Source organism: Jiella pacifica (assembly GCF_010500815.1).
GTDB lineage: Bacteria > Pseudomonadota > Alphaproteobacteria > Rhizobiales > Rhizobiaceae > Jiella > Jiella pacifica.
Genome location: NZ_JAAAMG010000020.1, coordinates 75,467 through 95,281 on the forward strand (window position 1 = coordinate 75,467; position 19,815 = coordinate 95,281).

Sequence of the window (19,815 nt, forward strand, 5' to 3'; positions counted from 1 at the left end):
CTCCGTCTAGCCATGAGGATCAGGGCCCGGCTTCCGGCGAAACAGCTCCAACGCCTCTGCAAGTTTATCCATGTCGACAGGTTTGCTTAGGGTCCCGAGCGAAACATGCCCATATCCAGACGCGACATCTGCCTGACCGGTCAGAAACATCGACGGAATGCCGCGATGGTGCAGCCATTCCGCTGCCAAGGGGCCGGTTCGCCCGTCCGTCAGATCGATATCTATCAGGGCGCCATCGAATGTCATGCCGTCATATTCGGCTTTGAGAGCTTCGAAGCTCGCAAGCGAACCCACGAACACATGCCCCAAATCCTCGATCATCTGCTCAACATGGAACACGATCAATGGGTTGTCCTCGATGTAGAGGATGTGCAGAGGCCCAGAGCTTGCAGATACGGCGTGTTTCATATGATGGCAACGCACTGCGCTTTCACGGGTTGCCTACCACTCGTGAAAGGAGCCCCCCTGCCTCACACCGCAATCCGCCACGGTCGAACGTAATATTCGGGGCCCGTCCCAGCATTCCCTTCAGCGCCGATCGCAGGTAGCGCGTCCCGTAACCGGCGCGCGAGGGTTCCTCCACAGGCGGCCCCCCACTCTCGAGCCATGTCATAGACAACTCCCTAGGCTCGCTTTCCGTCACTGACCATTCAAACGCCACCTGCCCTTCGGGTCGCGATAAAGCCCCGTACTTGATCGCATTCGTCGACAGCTCATGCAGGCACAAGGCGAGAGTCGTTCCAGCCTCGCGGCTCAATGTGACCGTAGGCCCGCCCGCTGCGATGCGCTCAAAACCGACTTGACGATAGGGATCGAAGGTGAGGCTGACGATCTCCCCAATCGACACGACCTCGCCGTCGGCGCGAAAAACAGCTGAGTGCACCTTGTCCAGCGCACCCAGTCGGCCACGAAAATCCTCTGCGAGCCCGTCCATCGACGTAGCGCCGCGCCGGGTCATTTCAAAAATCGATGTCACGCTGGCAAGGATGTTCTTTACGCGGTGGTTCAGTTCGCGCCTCAATTCGATCTCGCGGAAGATGTGATCACGAACGTCGCGCTGCCTTAGTCGGGCTAGGAGCGCCGATTGGACACCGCTGACCAATTCGACGGCCGTGATTGGTCGCTTGTAGAACAACTGGCGCGACCGCGGCCATGCATGGCTGAGCGCGGCCTTGATCCGGCCGTCGGGTGAGCCGCGATCGAGCAGGACGACGATCGGCATCTCGGACCAAGCCTGTTGGGCAGCAAGATGGGCTGCGATGGCGTCCAGTACCGCCGGCGTCAGCGCTTCGTGCGTCAGGAGAAGGACACCTGGTGCTGCGGAAAGGCAGGCGACTAAGTCGCTAATTCCGGATGTAACGACGACTCGAAGGTCATACTCACGGAGCATTTTGCTCAAAAACATCGCGTCGCTGCGATAGGGCGCTAGGACCAGTACATGGTCCAGCGCCGAAACGTCGTCTAATTCTGGATCGCTCACGCTTCCGGAAGCGGATTATAGGGCACGACAGTGATGCCCGAACTCTGGATAAAAAGTTCATGGACGTCCAGGTCGTGCGGGCCATGCCGCTTCTTGACGACGGTAATATTGCGCCGCAGCCGCCCATCGTGCTCCGAAATGCGCAGGAGCAGAACGGTATCGCCAAGGAAGCTGACATCGACGTCGATCGCAACGTTCTGCCCGAGCAGGCCGTGCTGGGCGACAATTAGCATTGTCAGCACCCCGGCCCGGGCCAGGTACTTCAGCAGCGATTGGATGTCCCGCACCGCCTTGTCGCGATTCGGCAAGGAGTTGAGGTATCCCGTAAAGCTATCGATGACGACAACACGCGACTTCTCTGACGACACAATACCCTGCACTACCTGGGCAAATTCTCCAGGAGAGATGTCGTTCGGATTGAAATCACGGATGATCAGCTTGCCGCTTTCGTAGAAAGGGCGCAGGTTCATCCCAAGTCCCTCTGACCTGCGAAAAAACGTCTCGAGCCGCTCCTCGAAGAGGAACAGAGCCACGCTTTCTCCCCGGTCGAGCGCGGCAGTGGCGTAAAGCGACGCCATCGTTGATTTGCCCGTTCCGGCCTGTCCAATGACGAGCGTGATGGTGCCGGCCTCCTGGCCGCCCCCAAACATATTGTCCAGCATCGCAACGCCGGACTTTATGAGCTCGGGCTTGGTCTGTTCGGCGACCGCGCCGGGAATAATGCGCGGAAAGACCACGACGCCCTGGCCTTCTCGGATCGCCATGTCATGGAATCCGTCGGCGATCGGCACGCCTCGCATTTTGCTGACTTCGATCCGCCGGCGCACCCCGCCGTAGTCCTCTAGCGACTTGTGGAAGCGGATGACGCCATGGGCAATGCCCTCCACCTCCTCGCCGTTCATCGTCTCGCCATTCTGCGTGTCGAGCAAAATGGCAACGACGTTGCGCTTCGCCAGAAAGGCCTTGAAGCCAATCAATTCGCGTCGAAAGCGTGGCGTATCGCCGGTGATGAGGCGGATCTCAAGAAGCGAATCATAAACGAGACGGCTCGGTTTGTGCTCATCAATGGCACGCTCGATCGCCTGGCGCGTTTCGTCGAGCCGCAGTTCAGCGGTCTGGAAAATCGTCTGGTCCGAGGTGCCGTTGACACTGTCGGAGGCCGATAGCTCCTCAACCCTGATACCGTCCATCGTCCACCCGTGCGAGAAGGCGATGGATTCCAGTTCCGTCTTCGTCTGCGACAGACTGACATAGATGCATTTCTCACCTGCCGCGACGCCGGCCCGCAAAAACTGCAGGGCGGCGGTCGTCTTACCGGCACCAGGAGCGCCCTGGAGCATATAGAGGTTGGACGGCGGCAACCCCCCGCGCAGGATTTCGTCGAGGCCTGAGATACCGGAGGAGATCGGCGGCTGGATCGAGCTCTTGGTCATTCTACCTCCGGCGACCAAGTCCAGACGAACGCCTGAACGATTGTTCCTCATCGTTGACTGCGTTCAAGATTGCAAGGCCAAGCTCTTGCGCTACGGCGCCATCTCGTCGGCATCGTCGAAGCGGAATTCCAAGACGCATCAACACAAGCGACTAGAGGCTAACGCAGGCAGTTGCCACCGAGAAGGAGATCCAGGTTCTGCCAAGCGGAAGCCGATCACCTGCCATTGCAAGTCGGTGATTCCTGTCGCCCATTGTGAATCGGCGTGGAATAAGGGGTCTGACGCAATGCGCTACCCGAGCGCGTGAGAATGAGATCGCCATGCTGACCGGGCTCTCTCGGAACACCATCAAGAAGTATCTAAAGGCTGGCACGATCGAGCCAAAGTTCTCGGTGCCAATGCGTGCCAGTAAGCTCGACCCGGTTCGCCGACAAGCTTGCGGGCTGGCTGAAGGCCGAGGTGTCAAAGTCACGTAAGCAGCGCCGGCCTTTGACGCACTTACATGCCGATCTCGTCACTCTCGGATTCACCGGTTCCTACAACCGGGTAGCCGGGTTCGCATTCGGGTCAAAATCGAGAACGAGATCCGTGGTCATCTGCGAAGATCGCGGCCTGATCGATCGCGGAACCGGGCACCGGGCAGCTTTACCGGGCGTCCGGTCAAAGGTTAGAGGCTTCCTAAAGAAACGTTGATATTGCTTAAGGAGCGCATGGGTGATAGATGCGTTGCGTTATGAACAAGCCTACTCTCCCATCGCTATTGGCTGCGAACGGCTTGAAGAAGCTCGGCGAGGACGTGAGCGCCGCCCGGAAACGTCGGCAGTTCACGCAGAGGCGTCTCGCCGAGGGTGCCGGGGTGTCGCTTCCGACGATCAGGCGCCTCGAGAGTGGCGATCCCGGCGTTTCCCTTGCGACCTTGGCAATGGTCCTCGTGGTCCTCGGCGAGGGACGGCGCCTGGCGCAGCTCCTCGACGCGAGCGCTGACGACGTGGGGCTGATGCTCGAGCAGCAGGGCCTGCCGAAGCGTGTGAGGTCCCCGCGCAAGAAGGTCGCGTCCAGCGGGTCTTCGAGCGGATCCGTGTCTCCGTCGGACGACGATGCCATCGGCGAGGCATTCTGATGGCGAGGACACTCAAGGTCTGCATCGGAGACCGCGGGCTGACGGTCGGCACCCTGAGCTTCGACGCGCAGGGAAACCGGGAGTTCAGCAGCTTCCAGTACGACGACGAATGGATCGAGAGCCCGCGCGGGTTCGCCATCGTCCCGTCGATGCCGCTCGACCGCAACAGGCGCTTCTTCCGAAAGGAGGGAAACCACGTTTCCCCGCTTCCGCTCGCCCTGGTGGACACGACGCCCGACTCCTGGGGACGCAACATCATCCGGCGCGACGCCCGGGAGAACCGTGAGGACACGCGTCCCCTCCACGAGTTCGACTACCTCCTTGCGGTCGACGACTTCAGCCGGATGGGAGCCCTGCGGTTCCGCGAGGAAGCGGACGGGTCAAATTTTTTGGCGTCCCACCCGTCGGGGCGGCACGAAATCCCGCCGCTCCTCGAACTCGGCCAGCTCGGCCAGTCCATCGAGAGCCTCGAGAAGCAGGATCCCCAGACCGCCGCGGGATTGAAACGCCTTCGCCAGATCGGCAGCGCCCTCGGCGGTGCGCGACCCAAATGCTCCGTCATAGACGCGGACGGGTCTCTGCTGATCGCCAAGTTCACGTCGGTCCACGACACGTATCCGGTCGAGAAGGCCGAGGTCCTGACGCTCAACCTCGCGCGACTGACCGGGCTGAACGCGCCGCCCGCGCGCCTCGACACGAGCGGCGACCTCCCCGTCGCGCTCATCCGGCGGTTCGATCGACAGGGAGCGGGCCGCGTTCCGTACATCTCGGCGCAGACGATGCTGGACGCGCCTGACGCCACATCCGGCACCTACACGCAGCTCGCGGAGGCGATCCGCCAGCATTCCGACGATCCCGCGCGGGACCTCGCCGAACTCTTCGGCCGGATCGGGTTCACGATCCTCGTCTCGAACGTCGACGACCACCTGAAGAACCACGGCTTCCTGTACGACGGCAGGGGCCGCTGGCGCCTGTCCCACATGTTCGACGTCAATCCCGCTCCCGAGCGCCATCGCGAGCTGAAGACCGCCATCTCGGAGATCTCCGGTCCCGACGCCAGCATCGAGGCGCTTGTCTGGCATGCCGCGTTCTTCGACCTTTCCGAAGACGATGCGGCGGCGGTCCTCGGGTCGATGGCGGAGACCGTATCCCAAAGTTGGGAAGGCCTGGCCCGCGAGTTCGGCATGGACCGCGAGGACATCCGAACGTATCGGGCGGCGTTCGAGCACGAAGAGATGGACAAGGCCGTTTCCCTCAAGTCGACGCAGGTGCCGAGGAACGTCCCGCCGCCGGCGGGAGCGCTCACGCCGTGAGCCGGAGCCTGCGGCACATGAACCCGGCAGGACGCCAACGGGCGAGTTGCCGCTCGTGCGCACTGTTCCCGCGCCGCGTCATGTGGCAGTCTGGGGAGATGAACCGTCCGCCCGTCCTGCGATGCCTCGTCGCCATGATCCTGCTGGCACTGCTCGCCGTGCCGTTCGGCGGGACGATGGCCATGGGCGGCAGCGTTCCGGATGCCGGGCAGATGGCCGGCATGTCCATGACCGGAACGTCCACGGACTCCTCCAGCGGCGACATGGACTGTTGTCCACCGGAAAAGCCGGACCTGTCCAGCACGTGCGACAAGTCGGCGTGCCCGACGATGGCTACCTGCATGCAGCAGTGCGTTCCCGCATCGGCAGCGGCTGAACTCCGCGTCATCTCGGACCTCATCCGCCAGGATGAGGGAATGCCGGACCTCGACGACCTCCTCGCCTCGCTCGGGCACGAACCGCCTCCGCGACCTCCCAAGACCTGATCGACCCAGCCGACGCCGTGGCGTCGTTTGAACGGTGCGGAGCCTTCCGCGCCGATGCTGACGTTTGACACATGACCCACCTCCCGCAGGCGAAGCCGCGGACGGGTCGATCAGGATCGAAGACCATGAAGAAGATAAACATGCGCGTCGCCGCGGCGGCGATCGCAACCCTCGTGTCGTTCGGGCTCGGGGCGTCCGCGCTCGCGGCGATGACGGACTACGAGTTCCAGCTCGTCGAGACCAAGGTGAAGTCCGGGAAGGACGCCGTCGTCGCCGTCCGGCTCGTTGACAAGCGCACGGGCAAAACCGTCCCCGACGCCGTCGTCTTCGAGACGCGTGCCGACATGGCGCCCGACGGCATGGAGACGATGACGACGCCCATCGAGGCGGTTCCTTCGGACGAACCCGGCGTCTACCGCTTCAAGGTCGCCCTAGTTATGGAAGGCGGCTGGCGGATCTCGCTCGGGGCCAAGATCCAGGGCGAGGAAGGCACATTGAAGAACGAGGTCGTCCTCCAGGCGACCGAGTGATGCGGACGGTCCTTGGCGGCCTCACCCTCGTCGCCGTCGTGGCGGCGGGGGCGGGAGGCTATTGGGCGGGGCAGGCCGGAGTGACGGTTGCCCGGCTCGAGGAGATGCTCGGATCGCCCGGCGCCGCGCCCGTTCGTCTCGAGCGGGCGATCGTAGGGGAGATGCCGGTAGGCCCGAAGGCCGCCCCCACCTCCTTGCCCATCCTCTACTGGCGCGACCCCGACGGGACACCGAGCTATTCCGCTAAGCCGAAGACAACCGACGACGGGCGGGAGTTCGTTCCCGTCCACGAGGACGGGGCGGGTCCGGCGTCGGCGGCGGTCGCGGCGGCACCGACGCCTGCCATGGTGGACGGCGCGACCGGGGACAGGAAGGTCCGCTACTACCGGAACCCGATGGGCCTGCCCGACACCTCGCCGGTGCCGAAGAGGGACTCGATGGGGATGGACTACATCCCGGTCTACGAGGGGCCGGAAGAGGAGGAGGGCGTCGTCACGATCTCCCCGGGGCGGCTACAGAGGACGGGTTTCCGTTCGGAGCAGGTGTCCCGGCAGGTCGTCGGCCGCCCGTTGCGGGTGCCCGGCGTGGTGAAGCTCGACGAGCGCATGGTGTCCGTCGTCGCGACGCGTGCCGACGCCTTCGTCGAGGAGGTCGCCGACGTCACCACGGGATCGGCCGTCAGCAAGGGGCAGCCGCTTGTTCGGCTCTATTCCCCCGAAATGGCGGCCGCCGGCGCGCAGTACGTCATTGAGCTGAAGAGCGGCGGCGCGGCGAGATCGGGCGGAGCCGGCCTGAAGCTCCGCAACCTCGGCGTTCCCGAGGAAGCCATCACCGAGATGGAGCGGACGGGCAAGGTGCCGCAGTCCATGACCTGGACGGCGCCGCGTGACGGGCTCGTCCTGGAGCGTGCCGCCGTCGACGGCATGATGACGGAGGCGGGAGATGTCCTATTCCGCCTCGCCGACGTCTCGCGGGTCTGGGTCGTCGCGGACGTGCCGGAACGCGAGGTCGGTTCGGTCCGGCTCGGCAGCACCGTGACAGCGGCGTTTCGGGGGTTGCCCGGCCGGACGTTCGACGGCCGCGTCGACCTCGTTTACCCGCAGGTCTCGCCCGAGACACGGACGGTGAAGATGCGCATCGAGGTCACCAACCCCGACGGACTCCTGCTGCCGGACATGTATGCCGACGTCGGCATCGACACCGGGACGGGCGAGGCCGTAGTCGCGGTCCCGAACGACGCCGTCCTCGACACGGGGTCGCGGCAGGTCGTCATTCTCGATCGCGGCGGAGGCCGCTTCGAGCCGCGGCCCGTGGAGGTGGGTGTCCGGGGGACGGACATGACCGCGATCGCGAAGGGCGTGGAGGAGGGCGACCGCGTCGTCGTCGGCGCGAACTTTTTGATCGACGCCGAGAGCAACATCAAGGCGGCCCTGTCCGCCCTCGATCACAAGATGCCCGAGCAGGCTCCGATGGCCGAGGCACGGCCGTGATCGCCCGCATGATCGCATGGTCGACGAGGAATCTAGTCCTAGTCCTCGTCGGCACGCTCTTTGCCGTCGCGGGCGGCCTCTACGCCCTGAAGACGCTGCCGCTCGATGCGATCCCCGACCTCTCCGACATCCAGGTGATCGTCTACACCGAGTTTCCCGGCCAAGCGCCGCAGGTCGTCGAGGACCAGGTCACTTATCCGCTGACGACCGCGATGCTGACGGTGCCCAGGTCCAAGGTCGTGCGCGGCTTCTCCTTCTTCGGCGTGTCCTTCGTCTACGTCGTGTTCGAGGACGGCACCGATCCCTACTTCGCCCGAAGCCGCGTCCTCGAGTTCCTGAACGCGGCGGGGCGTCGCCTTCCTGCCGGCGTGACCCCGACCCTCGGGCCGGATGCGACGGGCGTCGGCTGGGTCTACCAGTATGCCCTGGTCGCCAAGGACAAGACGCTCGCCGAGCTTCGGTCCATGCAGGACTGGGTCGTGCGCTTCGCCGCCTCGGACGCGGACGGCGTCGCCGAGGTCGCGAGCGTCGGCGGCTTCGTGAAGCAGTACGCGATCGTGGTCGATCCCAACCGCATGCGGGCGCAGGGCGTCAGCCTGGATATGATCCGGCAGGCCGTCGCGGCCAGCAACATGAACGTCGGCGGCCGGACGATAGAGATGGCCGAGACAGAGTTCATGATCCGCGGCCGAGGCTACCTCAAAGGCGTGAAGGACCTCGAGGACGTCGTCCTCATGAGTTCCGGCGGCGTGCCGCTGCGGCTCGGCGACGTCGCCCGGGTCGAGACCACGCCCGACGAGCGCCGGGGCATCACGGAGCTGAACGGGGACGGCGAGGTCGCGAGCGGCATCGTCATGCAACGCTACGGGGCCAACGCCCTCGACGTGATCGGCGACGTGAAGGCGAAGCTCGCGGCCATCCTGCCGAGCCTTCCGGCTGGAACCGAGATCCTGCCCGTCTACGACCGCTCGCAGCTCATCGAGCGGGCCATCGAGACTCTGAAGGGCACGCTCCTCGAGGAGAGCCTCATCGTCGCGCTCGTTTGCGTGGTGTTCCTCCTCCACCTCAGGAGCGCGCTCGTCGCCATCCTCATGCTGCCCGTCGGGATCCTGATGGCCTTCGGCGCAATGAAGCTGATGGGGCTCGGCTCCAACATCATGAGTCTCGGCGGCATCGCCATCGCCGTCGGCGCGATGATCGACGCCGCCATCGTCATGATCGAGAACGCCCACAAGCATCTGGAGCGGGCGTCGCCCGGCAAGCCGCGGGTGGAGGTCCTGGTTGATGCTGCGAGCGAGGTTGGGCCCGCGCTGTTCTTCAGCCTCCTCGTGATCACGGTCTCTTTCCTGCCGATCTTCACGCTGGAGTCGCAGGAGGGGCGCCTGTTCGGGCCGCTGGCCTTCACCAAGACCTTCGCCATGGCGGCGGCGGCGATCCTGTCGGTGACCCTGGTTCCGGCGCTGATGGTCCTCTTCGTGCGCGGGCGCATCGTGCCCGAGCACCGCAATCCCGTGAACCGCTTCTTGATCTGGGTCTATCGCCCAGTCATACGCGGCGTCCTGCGGGCGAAGACCCTGACCATCCTCCTTGCCGTGGTCGCGCTCGGCGTGACGGTCTGGCCGGCCCGGCAGATCGGGTCCGAGTTCATGCCGAACCTCAACGAGGGGACGCTGATGTACATGCCGACGACGCTCCCGGGGCTGTCGGTGACCAAGGCCGCCGAGCTTCTCCAGACGCAGGACCGCATCATCAAGTCGTTTCCCGAGGTCGCCTCGGTCTACGGCAAGGCCGGCAGGGCGCAGACCGCCACCGATCCCGCCCCGACGGAGATGTTCGAGACGCTGATCAACCTGAAGCCGGAGGAGGAATGGCGGCCGGGCGTCACAGTCGACAGCCTCAAGGCCGAGATGGACAAGGCCCTCCAGTTCCCCGGCGTTTCGAACGCCTGGACGATGCCGATCCGCGCCCGCATCGACATGCTCTCGACGGGCATCCGGACTCCCGTCGGCGTGAAGGTGTTCGGCACGGATCTCACCGAAATGGAAGCGGCGGCGAGGGACATCGAGCGCGTGCTGAAGGACGTGCCGGGAACGTCCAGCGCCTACGCCGAGCGGGTGGTCGGAGGTTATTTCCTGGACATCGTTCCCGACCGGCAGGCGCTCGGTCGCTACGGGCTGTCCGTCGGTGCGGTGCAGGAGACGATCGGGATGGCGCTCGGCGCTGAGACGGTGACGACGACCGTGGAGGGACGCGAGCGGTACGGCGTCGTGATCCGCTATCCGCGGGACCTGCGCTCCGACCCCGACGCCGTCGCGAGGGACGTGCAGATCGCGCTGCCCGGCGGAGGCGCGGTTCCGCTCGGCGAGGTCGCCAAGGTCGAGCTGACGCGTGGGGCGACCTCGATCAGGACCGAGAACGGCCAGCTCGCGATCTACGTCTTCGTCGACATCGCCGGGCGGGACCTCGGCGGCTACGTCGCGGAGGCGCAGGAGGCGGTGGCCAAGGGAGTGACGTTTCCGCGCGGCACCTATGTCGCCTGGAGCGGGCAATTCGAGTACCTCCAGCGAGCGGAGGCTAGGCTGAAGGTCGTCGTTCCCGTCACGCTGCTCCTGATCTTCCTCCTGCTCTACCTGAACTTCCGGTCCATGACGGAGACGCTGATCGTCATGCTGTCCCTGCCGTTCGCGGTGGTCGGCGGCGTCTGGTTGATGTGGTGGCTCGGCTTCAACATGTCGGTCGCCGTGGCAGTGGGTTTCATTGCCCTTTCGGGCGTCGCGGCCGAGACAGGCGTGATCATGCTGATCTACCTCCAGCACGCCGTCGCGGAGGTCCGCGCACGGTGCGAGGCCGAGGGCAGGGCCTTCGACCGTGAATCCTTGCGGGACGCCATCATGATCGGCGCCGTTGAGCGAGTCAGGCCGAAGATGATGACCGTGGTGGCCATTACCGCGGGGCTCCTGCCGATCCTGTGGAGCCATGGTTCAGGCTCGGAGGTGATGCAGAGGATCGCGGTGCCGATGATCGGCGGCATGGCTTCTTCGACCGTCCTGACGCTCGTCGTCATCCCGGCCGTGTTCGCGCTGGTGAAGGGATGGCGCTTGCCGAAGGCGGGCGGTGCGGTCAGCCGGGACGTCGCGTCGGTCAGACAGGGATCCGAAGAGGTGCACGCATGAGCGCGATCGATCACGTGGATAATTTCCCAGGCACTACGGCTGCCGAGAGGTCCGCAAACGAGACGTCCGAGGAGTTCCGGACGGCGATCGTCAGGCTCCTTGCCTTCGCCGCGGTGTCCGCCATTTAGGTGACACTGGTCCTCGACATCCGCAGGCTCGTCCGTTCGGCCGTCTCCAGCCGGAGCGAACGCGCCAACCTCGCGGAATTCTTCTGCCTTGGGATTGTTGGCGTTGTATTCGGCAAGGAAGCGGTTGATGGCGTTCTGAAGCTCGGCGAGCGAGCGAAAGACGCCGCGTCTCAGTCGTCTCCGGCTCAGCTTGGCGAAGAAGCCCTCGACCGCGTTGAGCCATGAGGACGAGGTAGGCGTGAAGTGGAAGGTCCAGCGCGGATGTCGGGCCAACCACTCGCGAACCTTCGGGTGCTTGTGGGCGGCATAATTGTCGACGATAGCGTGGACGGTCTTTCCCGCCGGGACCTGGCGCTCGAGTTCCTTCAGGAAGCGAATGAACTCCTGATGGCGATGGCGCTGCATGTTCCGACCGATGACGGTCCCGTCGAGAATATTGAGGGCGGCAAACAGCGTCGTCGTTCCATGCCGCTTGTAGTCATGCGTCATCGTCGCGCCGCGGCCGGTCTTCATGGGTAATCCAGGCTGGGTACGGTCGAGCGCCTGGATCTGGCTCTTCTCGTCGACGCTGAGAACCACGGCGTGTGCCGGCGGGTCGACATAGAGCCCGACGACGTCGCGAAGCTTCTCGACGAAGGCCGGATCGTTGGAGAGCTTGAAGGTCCGCCATCTGTGCGGCGCAAGGCCGTGCGCCTTCCAGATTGTCTGAATGGTCGAGACCGCCAACCCGACCGTCTTGGCCATCGCTTGCGCCGTCCAATGCGTCGCTTCGTGCGGCGGGGCCTCGTGGGTCAGGCGAACGACTTCCTTCACCGTTTCATCGGGAACCGGCGGCGTGCCGGACGGACGGGTCTTGTCGCGCAACAGCCCCTCGACGCCTTCGCCCATAAAACGCTCCTGCCAGCGCCAGACCGTCGTCTTCGACTTGCCGGGTGGCAGCTGCCACCAGCTAAAAAGTGGCAGCTGCCACCTTTTCACGAACTAGCGGCCGACGTGTCCAAAGAGCGCCATGCTTCCGAACGGACCCACAAAGAACGCTAACTCTTTTCTCGCTCAGCTCCCTCTCTTCTCTCGGATTTGCCGAAGATAGGCCTCGATGAGGCTAGGAAGTGTATCGCGCAGATGATCCACGAGGCCGGTCGTGTCGCTATCGCTGATCTGAAACGTCGCGGAAGAAGCCGAGCCGCTTTGTAGGACAGTGATTCCCTGCCCCTTGAAAACGCACGCCCCGGGAACGCGAGGCGTCGCCGCATAATTCTTGAAGAAGCGCGCAAAGCGGCTATTGCTGTCAAGATTGGCCCAGTCCGGTGCTTCGATCAGAGCGGTCATGCTTGCAAAGGCCGATGGCGCTCCAGACTGCTCGATCACCCGCGCCAAAACTTCCCAGCGCGGCCGTCCGACCTTTGGCGCCGGGCCGATCGCCTCGATGATTTCACGCGGGACGGCCTCGGCCAGTGTGGTGAGTTTCGAAACATTGGTGGGAGGAAGCGAGAGCGCCGCCGCGATCGTCTCGCGCTTGTAGCTACGCCGCTTGAGTTCCTGAGCGAACAGGGCCTGTTCGATGAAGGAGAGATCCTTGCGCTCGGTATTTTCCTTGCCGAGCGCGACCACCATCTGCTCATCGCTCAGCTCGGTGACGATGGCCCGGACCGGGCGGCCGAGATGGGCACAAGCCGTCCAGCGCCGATGCCCATAGGCAATCTGGTAACGCCCGCCCTTTTTCGGGTGAGCCCTGACAAGGATCGGCACCTGCTGGCCGTGATCGCGAATGCTCTCCATCAGTTCGCGGAACCCGGTGTCCGACTCGATCGCCACAAGACGATCCTGCACGAAGGAAGCCTCGATCATTTGCGGATCGAGGTCGATCACATGCTGCTCGTCGACGATCCGCTTGCGCAGCGCCTCATTTTCCTCTTCGATACGCGACAGAGAGGACTCAAGCGAGCGTACGGCGCCCGCCGGAGCACTGCGGGCCGGTGGTTGCGCCGCTTCCGTGGAGTTCGAAGGCGCTTCGCTGAACATCGCCTTCATTCGTTGGGCACGTTCGCTCGCCTTGCTCATGATCGCCCCCATGCCTGTTTGATGAGACCGAAAATCTCGCCATTCGCCGCGTCGACCGCATCCAGTGCGCGTCGCAGGGTATCGCGATTCATCGTGCCGCGTTCGATCTCGTAAAGCGATTTCTTTTCGAGCCCGGCATTGGCGATCGCGGTGGTTTCCAGAACCGGTGTCACACAGACATGCTCGCTAAACAAGGTTCTCAGCAGCGTGGCCACATTGACCTGCGGCAGATCATGCGGATTGTGCCGTGTGAGGAGATAGCGGAAGAAATCTTGCCGGATTGTGCCGCCCGCGCCCTCGATGACCGCGAGGAGATCGCTGGTCATGGCCAGGAACTGGTTCATGGAGGCCACGTCCAGCATGGCGGGATGAATGGTCACAATGATGCTGGTCGAGGCGTAGAGCGCTGAGAGCGTTAGATAGCCGAGCTGGGGCGGGGCGTCGATCAGCACCATGTCATAGCGATCGTCGACCGATCGCAACGCCGCCTTCAGCCGGCGGAAGAACATCTGGTCGCCGCGTGAGCGTCCCTCGACGATGGCGCGGGGCGTGTCGTGCTCAAACTCCATCAGTTCCAGATTGCCGGGCACGAGATCGAGGCCGGGAAAATAGGTCTCGGTGATCACCTCGCGCAGATCTACCGTGTCCTCATAGCGGATCACCGGATAGAGCGTCTTGTCAGCCGGGACGTCGAATTCTGGTTGAATGCCGAACATGGACGTCAGCGAGGCCTGGGGATCGAGATCGACGACAAGGACGCGAAGCCCTTGGAAGGCGAGATAATGGGCGAGATGGATCGAGGTCGTGGTTTTTGCCGATCCGCCCTTGAAATTCGCGACCGCCAAAACCTGAAGATGGTCACCCTTGCGTCGGCCCGGCAGGAATTTGTGGGCCTGGTTCGGCCGCTTGTCGGCAAGGTGGCGTCGCAACTCGTTTATCTGCTGCAGGGTGTATAGCTTGCGCCCATTGTCGAGCTGGGTCGGCGTCACCGCTTCACCATCAATCGCCAATTGCCGAACCGTCGATTCCCCGATGTTCAGAAGATCGGCGACTTCCCGGCTGGTGAAATTGCGCAATGATTTACGCGCTTCAGGCGGAAACAGGCTCTGGCGCATGGCATGGAGCTGCCGCGACAGAATGTCGGAATGGCGGGCGATGACGCTTGCGGCGTCTTGGGCTTCCGCAGAATTTTCGGCACTTGCGGTCAAGACGTCTCCTGACGGAAAAACTTCGTTAAAGACGTCTATAGCGTCAGCTTCGCGATACCGCTAGGTTTTAGCACGGACTGAGGCGAGTCGTGTCCAGCTTCGGGCAGGATCGGCTTCAATGGGCGTGACTATGCCTAGGCGAGCTGAAACGAAATCTTCGGCCTTCGGGCCGGTGAGGGTTTGAGCAAGCCGAGGCGGCGGGACTTCGCTTTCAGGCGGATCGCTTGGCAGCGAGCAGGGTGGGACGATTGACCCCTTGCGCATGAACAGGAAAGCCTCCGGTGTCCATCGCCGTTGGATCACGAAGTCACCTCGCTGAGACGAACGAAGGAGACGTGCACGGCAAAAGAAATGGCCCCAAGCGGGAGCCGCAGAGACCTTGTTCTGAGAAGGTGTTGCTACCCTCAGAATTAGCTTCCTTTGCTGACACCGTCACAAAAAACGCGGTTTGCCGCCAAGGAATTTTTTTGTCTCGCGCAAGGAACGCACCATGCCCACCCTAAAAGTTCAAGCGACCTGCGAATACACCTCGGAGCGTCGGGAGCTGACCGCCTTCGAGCGGTTCCGGGCATCTGTATCGACATCGCGTGCAACCGGTATCGCGCTGGCTGACGATGTGCCGTGTTCCGAGGCCGGATGGGGGAGGGCTGTCGAAAATGGCCGCATGAGCATCATGTCGATTCGGACGCAAGTCCGACACTTGGTTCAAATTTCAAAATCGGCATGGTGCGAATCGGACAAGTCGCGTAGTATTGCCCCTAGTTGCAACCATTCCGTGATTCTTGCCGTGTCGAACAATATCTCCCGTCTTGCAAAAACCCGCGCTCGTCGCAGAGCCCTCGGCATCCGGTCGACGGAGACAATCTTGCATGAGCGAGAAATCGCAGCCCTCGACGAGATCAAGGAACGCTTCGGACTTGCCAGCCGGTCGGACGTCATCAGCATCCTGATCGCTCGAACGGATCCGAACACCATCACCCCGGCTGACGCTGCCGCGATTAGAGATCGCGCCAACTGATGCCGATCATTCCCCTCGAAACGGAGACGTCATAGGCAAAAGAAAAGGCCCCGAGGCGGGAGCCGCGGAGCCTTATTCAGCAAACTTTGGTCAGTTTCTGAACTAGGCTTTTTCACCGACATCGTCAACTGAAAAGCGGTTTGCCGCCACGGGATTTTTTTGCCTTGCGCAAGGAAGCACCATGGCCACCGAATACTCCCGTGCGGGCCTTGCCCGGCGAACGAACCTGGCTGCCCGGATGGCACGTCCGGGACCGCAGACCCGTGATCTTTTCGACCGTCCGGAAGCGGCCGTCATCGACGATGGATCTTCCGACAGCATCAGAGGGGAGGCAGGGCAGGGCAACCTGACGCCGCATCCAAGCTTTGCCGCCAAGGCGGAGATCTGGCGGGACTTTCGCGAGGGCCGGATCTCAATGGCCGAGGCGCAGCGTCGTTCGGCGAAGATCGGCGTCGCGACGGACCCCCGCGAGACCGAGGCCCGGCGCATGTACAGCGCGCCCGGCAAACCGCGGCCGCCGGTGGCCCGTCCCCGCCAGGATCGCCCGGAGCCCAATGACAGCCGGCAATATGCCAATCCGATGGCGACGACCGCCGCGCGAGACGACCGGCTGACGCCGCAGGCAAAAGCGCTCTTGCAGGTGATCCGTGCAAGGGCAGGGAAGGGGCGCCAGACGGCGGTGACCAAGGGCACACTGGCGGCGATCCTCAGCCGCTCGACCCGCTCGATCACTCGCTATCTCCGCGACCTCGAGCGCTGCGGCTATATCGTGACGAAGATCCGGGCGAGCGGCCGCGGCCTGCATCTCGGCCTCGTCCTGACGCTGAGCGAAAAGGTGCTGCCGTTCTTCACGGAAACGAAGAGACTCGCGCGTTGGCTCGGCGAGACTGCGGGGCTGAAGGCTCTCGTTCCGTTCATGCCATTTTCAACGAAAACGGCGGGCGGGAAGATGGCATCGAGGCCTGGTTTGGATGCGCCCGACGATCAATCGTCTGGAAAACAAGGGATGACACTTCTGTCACTCAAAAACCAAACCCGAAAAGATTCCTCTTATCGAAATTCAAATAGCTCTCGAAAAAACAAGCGGGCGGCATCGAGCCAAAGCGATTAGCCGCCTTCGATTGGCTCTTGGCAGCTCTCACACACTTACGGACAGCCGGAACCCTCCCTGCTGGCGATTTTCCCGTGTTCATAGGACGGGGCGGCGTTCAACGCGTCTCTTCGTGCGTGCAGCTATCCTGCTACGATCACCGCGTGCTGCTGCTGCCTATCGTTTCCAGCGCGGCAAATGGCGTTTCCAGCGTTCGCCGATATGTCCTGTTGTCCCTCGGCGGGATCGGCGCTGCTGCGTTTGCATGGTCGGAACATCGTCACTGACGTCAATCGAACGATCGACCTCAGTGACCGATCGGATCACAGCCTCGCTCTCGCGAACCTCGGCAATCGCCGCGGCGACAGGAGGCGTCGCCTCCTTTGCTGGTGCAGCCCGCGCTGGCTGCTCGTCGTCCGCCAGCTGCTCCGGACGCAGTTTCGGCGGACGACCGCGCTTTGGCCTAACGATCTCGGCCGCCTGCGGCGCCCAGCCTGGCGTCTTGTCCTGCAGGATGCGGGGGGCGATGTCCGGTGACGAAGCCACGCTCATCGTCGATCCAGCCATGTCGAGCCCGTCGCGACGGTGTCGCACGTGCGACTTGGATGGCGCAGCCGCCGCTTCCTCCTGCATGGCACCGACCGACGGAGTCTCGCTCCAGATCGAGGCCGGCTTGCCGGACCGCTTGGCGCGTTTGACTTCCACGGTGAAGGGTCTGGTCTGCCGTTTCATGAAATCTCGTCGCTATAAAATGGAGAAGGCCGCAAGCGAACATAGCCGGATATACCTTAGCTTTTCATGCAGTCCGTCAGAATGACTATGGGGTTGCGGCGTTGCCCGATCCAGAGGTGCCTTGGCATTACCCACCAGAAAAGCTGCTCAATTCCGGCCCCGGCCCCGGCCCCGGCCCCGCAGCCGTGGCGGTCGGGTTGCCGGCGCCCGGCTGTGTCCCCGGTGGTGGTATAGGAGGCCGCGTGCGGAGCCTTCGGCGTAGCGCAGCGCGCGGCCGACGGTGACGCTGGCGATTATCGCTGATCTTCGAGAAGGTTCGGATTGCGACACCTCTGCCATTCGCCGACGATGATGTCCCCCCTCGTGATCGCCGCCCGAAGGGCTGAAACGTCGCGGTGCTGCGCGGGTGTTGGGCTCACCGATGTTACCTCGCCGCCGGTTGCTGTGCATAACAGAGAGTCCAGCACGGGGTGCCGCCATCGCGCATTTGGCCGGTCAAGATCGCCGCGATCCAAGCAGCTGATGCCGAGCCACTCGGAGATCTCTTGCCTGAGACGCTTGCCAAAGTGGATGATGCGCTTCGGCGGGAGCGCAGTGAGCTGCAGCCTCTTCGCGAAGAGAAAAAGCAGCCGCGGCTGGGCGCCCAAGGCGACCATTGTGCACAAAATCACAACTTCGTCATATTTAAGAATTGATTGAAAATTCAATATCGCGATAGGATACGAGATGGAGCCTCGGGACCCCGGCCAAGCAAGAGTGCCTGATGAAGCAGAACCCCGTCCTATCCACCGTCGCAGTCGCTGCGCTGGTCTTCGGTGCGGCCAGCTCACGGGTTCCGTTGGCCAGGGCCGCGGAACCCTATGACATCGACTGCAAGCTCATCCTGTGTCTCGCGGGGGGCTTTCCGGTCGGTTGCACCGATGCCTTCAATCATATGATCGACCGCATCACGTCCACCCCGCCAAAGTCGCCGATCGGGACGTGCCTCATGAACGACGGCACGCCATACGACGACTACGATGCGGAATATGGTTGGTTGCCCGTGACCTCGCGCGAAGCCTTCTCCTGCCCGGAGGGCAAGACGCTCTACCATGAGGTTGGCATCGACGATCGGCAGACCGGGGTGCGCGCGTTCTGTTATAAAAGTTCGACCACCTACGGCTTTGGCGACGGCAGAACGACCGTCTATGTCGGCAAGTCTGCGCCCGAATACTATGATCTGCGCACCCACATCACGGTCGAGCCCGGAACTGACGCCGCCTATTCGCCCGGCTGGCAGCGGTGGAGAACCGGTGGCACCTATGGCGGATTTGTCCGTGTCATCACCGACTGATGAAGGCGGCCGTCAGCCATCTCTTCTTCACAACAGTGGCGAGCATGGCCATAGTGGGTATGGCCCATGGCCAAGCCTGCGTTCCGCCCGTTGAGCCTTACCCCTACGCTCCGCCTGATAACGACCCGGAGCTGCGAGAATACATCAATCAAGAATATGCCGACTACATGGAGAGCATCGAGGATTATATGCGATGCCTACAAAACGAGTCGCGTCGAGCCTTTTCCCAGGCGGATACCGTCTTCAAGCGCTGGATCCAATACTTCGGAAAAGACGCCGTGATCCGTTACGACAGCGCCGAATAGGTCGGCCAACCAGCGGCCACTTCGCGCAATCCCTGTCGCCGATCAGGTTGGTGGAAACGCCATAAGCTGGTTCACGTCTGTTGTCGTGAAGGATCGATATCGACCCGATTGGGTGGGGGTAAGGTTGCGCCGAGACCGACTTCTTTCTGATAACTATAGTTGACACTGAGGCCAACTGATAACTATAATTGCCATATGGCCGAGCTGTTCCGCACCCCCGTCTTTGATGACTGGCTGTCCTGCCTGAAAGATCGCCGCGCCGTTGCCCGGATCGCCGTTCGGTTGGATCGGATGGCAGCCGGCAATCCCGGCGACGTGAAGCCCGTTGGCGAAGGTGTTTCAGAGCTCCGCATCGCCTACGGACCCGGCTACCGCGTCTAATTCATGCAGCGCGGGGCGGTTATGATCCTGTTGCTCTGCGGCGGGGACAAAAGCAGCCAGACGACGGACATTCAAACCGCGAAGGCTTTGGCCGAAAAATGGAAAGATCAGATATGACCGTCGAGAAGCTGACCCGCTACGACTCCGCCGACTATCTGACGGACGATGCGAGCATCGCGGAATACCTGGAAGCGGCGATTGAAGAAGCTGGCGATGATCCTCCGTCTATCGCTCACGCTCTTGGTGTCGTCGCCCGCGCCAGAAATATGAGCCAGCTTGCCCGAGATACCGGGATCAGCCGTGAAGGTCTCAACAAAGCGCTATCCGGGGAAGGCAACCCAACGCTCGAAACCATCATGAAAGTGTCCAAGGCGCTTGGTCTGCGACTGGCTTTTCATCCCGTCAATCCGGTCCCGCTTCGAGACGAACGCGACTTGACCACTTCATAAAGAAAAAACCCGTATGTCCGACTCGGCCATGCGGGCCATGCGTGCGGAGCCGTGTTCGCGGCAGATCTACCGGACCCGGAGCATGT

17 protein-coding genes and 3 pseudogenes are annotated in these 19,815 nt (G+C 63.0%); 13 read left to right on the plus strand and 7 right to left on the minus strand.

The window, feature by feature from the left end; translation table 11 throughout:
• Window positions 1-6: 6 nt before the first annotated feature.
• The 3 genes from GTK09_RS20505 to GTK09_RS20515 all read right to left on the minus strand — a co-directional run bounded on the left by GTK09_RS20505 (window position 7) and on the right by GTK09_RS20515 (window position 2,913).
• Window positions 7-408, minus strand: a complete 402-nt coding sequence (locus tag GTK09_RS20505) for a response regulator (RefSeq protein ID WP_163465269.1) — start codon at window positions 406-408, stop codon at window positions 7-9.
• Between the two features lie 22 nt (window positions 409-430).
• Window positions 431-1,405, minus strand: a complete 975-nt coding sequence (locus GTK09_RS20510) for a sensor histidine kinase (protein WP_163465291.1) — start codon at window positions 1,403-1,405, stop codon at window positions 431-433.
• Between the two features lie 71 nt (window positions 1,406-1,476).
• Entirely contained in the window at window positions 1,477-2,913 is a 1,437-nt protein-coding gene (locus tag GTK09_RS20515) for a DUF7125 family protein (protein ID WP_083591651.1), read from the minus strand.
• A gap of 254 nt (window positions 2,914-3,167) precedes the next feature.
• Here GTK09_RS20515 and GTK09_RS27595 point away from each other — a divergent pair.
• The 7 genes and pseudogenes from GTK09_RS27595 to GTK09_RS20545 form a co-directional block, all read left to right on the plus strand.
• Window positions 3,168-3,474, plus strand: a pseudogene (locus GTK09_RS27595) (IS21 family transposase); the annotation flags it as partial.
• 172 nt (window positions 3,475-3,646) lie between these two features.
• Window positions 3,647-4,033, plus strand: coding sequence for a helix-turn-helix domain-containing protein (locus tag GTK09_RS20520; protein ID WP_083591631.1), 387 nt, complete (start codon window positions 3,647-3,649; stop codon window positions 4,031-4,033).
• A complete protein-coding gene (locus GTK09_RS20525; protein WP_083591630.1) occupies window positions 4,033-5,346 on the plus strand; it encodes a type II toxin-antitoxin system HipA family toxin in 1,314 nt (437 codons plus the stop codon). The genes GTK09_RS20520 and GTK09_RS20525 overlap by 1 nt, the downstream gene beginning before the upstream one ends.
• 134 nt (window positions 5,347-5,480) lie before the next feature.
• Window positions 5,481-5,831 carry a hypothetical protein gene (locus GTK09_RS20530; protein WP_083591629.1) on the plus strand — a complete coding sequence of 117 codons (351 nt, stop codon included), beginning with the start codon at window positions 5,481-5,483 and terminating at the stop codon, window positions 5,829-5,831.
• A 125-nt stretch (window positions 5,832-5,956) separates the two neighbouring features.
• On the plus strand, window positions 5,957-6,361 hold the full coding sequence (locus GTK09_RS20535; RefSeq protein ID WP_083591628.1) for a FixH family protein: 405 nt from the start codon (window positions 5,957-5,959) through the stop codon (window positions 6,359-6,361).
• Window positions 6,361-7,851, plus strand: coding sequence for an efflux RND transporter periplasmic adaptor subunit (locus GTK09_RS20540; protein WP_176222952.1), 1,491 nt, complete (start codon window positions 6,361-6,363; stop codon window positions 7,849-7,851). Before GTK09_RS20535 ends, GTK09_RS20540 begins: the two co-directional genes overlap by 1 nt.
• Entirely contained in the window at window positions 7,848-11,024 is a 3,177-nt protein-coding gene (locus tag GTK09_RS20545) for an efflux RND transporter permease subunit (protein WP_163465270.1), read from the plus strand. Before GTK09_RS20540 ends, GTK09_RS20545 begins: the two co-directional genes overlap by 4 nt.
• Before the next feature lie 230 nt (window positions 11,025-11,254).
• Here GTK09_RS20545 and GTK09_RS20550 read toward each other — a convergent pair.
• From GTK09_RS20550 to repA, 3 genes and pseudogenes are all read right to left on the minus strand, one after another.
• Window positions 11,255-12,082, minus strand: a pseudogene (locus GTK09_RS20550) (IS630 family transposase); the annotation flags it as partial.
• Between the two features lie 123 nt (window positions 12,083-12,205).
• A complete protein-coding gene (gene repB / locus GTK09_RS20555; RefSeq protein WP_163465271.1) occupies window positions 12,206-13,213 on the minus strand; it encodes a plasmid partitioning protein RepB in 1,008 nt (335 codons plus the stop codon).
• Entirely contained in the window at window positions 13,210-14,421 is a 1,212-nt protein-coding gene (gene repA / locus GTK09_RS20560) for a plasmid partitioning protein RepA (RefSeq protein ID WP_083591624.1), read from the minus strand. The genes repB and repA overlap by 4 nt, the downstream gene beginning before the upstream one ends.
• A 490-nt stretch (window positions 14,422-14,911) precedes the next feature.
• Here repA and GTK09_RS27240 point away from each other — a divergent pair, with 490 nt between their 5' ends.
• Both GTK09_RS27240 and GTK09_RS20570 read left to right on the plus strand, forming a co-directional pair.
• Window positions 14,912-15,439, plus strand: a complete 528-nt coding sequence (locus tag GTK09_RS27240) for a ribbon-helix-helix domain-containing protein (RefSeq protein ID WP_203561138.1) — start codon at window positions 14,912-14,914, stop codon at window positions 15,437-15,439.
• 181 nt (window positions 15,440-15,620) lie between these two features.
• Window positions 15,621-16,550 carry a helix-turn-helix domain-containing protein gene (locus tag GTK09_RS20570; RefSeq protein WP_246218027.1) on the plus strand — a complete coding sequence of 310 codons (930 nt, stop codon included), beginning with the start codon at window positions 15,621-15,623 and terminating at the stop codon, window positions 16,548-16,550.
• Window positions 16,551-16,706: 156 nt separating this feature from the next.
• Here GTK09_RS20570 and GTK09_RS20575 read toward each other — a convergent pair whose 3' ends face one another.
• Window positions 16,707-17,261 (minus strand): hypothetical protein, encoded by a 555-nt coding sequence (locus GTK09_RS20575; RefSeq protein WP_163465272.1) that lies wholly within the window; start codon window positions 17,259-17,261, stop codon window positions 16,707-16,709.
• Between the two features lie 763 nt (window positions 17,262-18,024).
• Here GTK09_RS20575 and GTK09_RS20580 point away from each other — a divergent pair.
• From GTK09_RS20580 to GTK09_RS20595, 4 genes and pseudogenes are all read left to right on the plus strand, one after another.
• Window positions 18,025-18,594 (plus strand): hypothetical protein, encoded by a 570-nt coding sequence (locus GTK09_RS20580; RefSeq protein WP_083591621.1) that lies wholly within the window; start codon window positions 18,025-18,027, stop codon window positions 18,592-18,594.
• Complete coding sequence (locus tag GTK09_RS20585; protein ID WP_083591620.1) at window positions 18,594-18,899, plus strand: hypothetical protein; 306 nt, start codon at window positions 18,594-18,596, stop codon at window positions 18,897-18,899. Before GTK09_RS20580 ends, GTK09_RS20585 begins: the two co-directional genes overlap by 1 nt.
• A gap of 195 nt (window positions 18,900-19,094) precedes the next feature.
• Window positions 19,095-19,397: pseudogene (locus tag GTK09_RS20590) on the plus strand (type II toxin-antitoxin system RelE/ParE family toxin).
• A complete protein-coding gene (locus tag GTK09_RS20595; protein WP_163465273.1) occupies window positions 19,394-19,729 on the plus strand; it encodes an addiction module antidote protein in 336 nt (111 codons plus the stop codon). Before GTK09_RS20590 ends, GTK09_RS20595 begins: the two are co-directional and overlap by 4 nt.
• The last annotated feature ends 86 nt before the right edge of the window (window positions 19,730-19,815 follow it).

What these genes read in the sequence shown, in the direction of transcription:
- GTK09_RS20505 (WP_163465269.1), bottom strand. Translation starts at nt 408, where the DNA reads ATGAAACACGCCGTATCTGCAAGCTCTGGGCCTCTGCACATCCTCTAC.
- GTK09_RS20510 (WP_163465291.1), bottom strand. Translation starts at nt 1,405, where the DNA reads ATGTTTTTGAGCAAAATGCTCCGTGAGTATGACCTTCGAGTCGTCGTT.
- GTK09_RS20515 (WP_083591651.1), bottom strand. Translation starts at nt 2,913, where the DNA reads ATGACCAAGAGCTCGATCCAGCCGCCGATCTCCTCCGGTATCTCAGGC.
- GTK09_RS20520 (WP_083591631.1), top strand. Translation starts at nt 3,647, where the DNA reads ATGAACAAGCCTACTCTCCCATCGCTATTGGCTGCGAACGGCTTGAAG.
- GTK09_RS20525 (WP_083591630.1), top strand. Translation starts at nt 4,033, where the DNA reads ATGGCGAGGACACTCAAGGTCTGCATCGGAGACCGCGGGCTGACGGTC.
- GTK09_RS20530 (WP_083591629.1), top strand. Translation starts at nt 5,481, where the DNA reads ATGATCCTGCTGGCACTGCTCGCCGTGCCGTTCGGCGGGACGATGGCC.
- GTK09_RS20535 (WP_083591628.1), top strand. Translation starts at nt 5,957, where the DNA reads ATGAAGAAGATAAACATGCGCGTCGCCGCGGCGGCGATCGCAACCCTC.
- GTK09_RS20540 (WP_176222952.1), top strand. Translation starts at nt 6,361, where the DNA reads ATGCGGACGGTCCTTGGCGGCCTCACCCTCGTCGCCGTCGTGGCGGCG.
- repB (WP_163465271.1), bottom strand. Translation starts at nt 13,213, where the DNA reads ATGAGCAAGGCGAGCGAACGTGCCCAACGAATGAAGGCGATGTTCAGC.
- GTK09_RS27240 (WP_203561138.1), top strand. Translation starts at nt 14,912, where the DNA reads ATGCCCACCCTAAAAGTTCAAGCGACCTGCGAATACACCTCGGAGCGT.
- GTK09_RS20570 (WP_246218027.1), top strand. Translation starts at nt 15,621, where the DNA reads ATGGCCACCGAATACTCCCGTGCGGGCCTTGCCCGGCGAACGAACCTG.
- GTK09_RS20575 (WP_163465272.1), bottom strand. Translation starts at nt 17,261, where the DNA reads ATGAAACGGCAGACCAGACCCTTCACCGTGGAAGTCAAACGCGCCAAG.
- GTK09_RS20580 (WP_083591621.1), top strand. Translation starts at nt 18,025, where the DNA reads ATGAAGCAGAACCCCGTCCTATCCACCGTCGCAGTCGCTGCGCTGGTC.
- GTK09_RS20585 (WP_083591620.1), top strand. Translation starts at nt 18,594, where the DNA reads ATGAAGGCGGCCGTCAGCCATCTCTTCTTCACAACAGTGGCGAGCATG.
- GTK09_RS20595 (WP_163465273.1), top strand. Translation starts at nt 19,394, where the DNA reads ATGACCGTCGAGAAGCTGACCCGCTACGACTCCGCCGACTATCTGACG.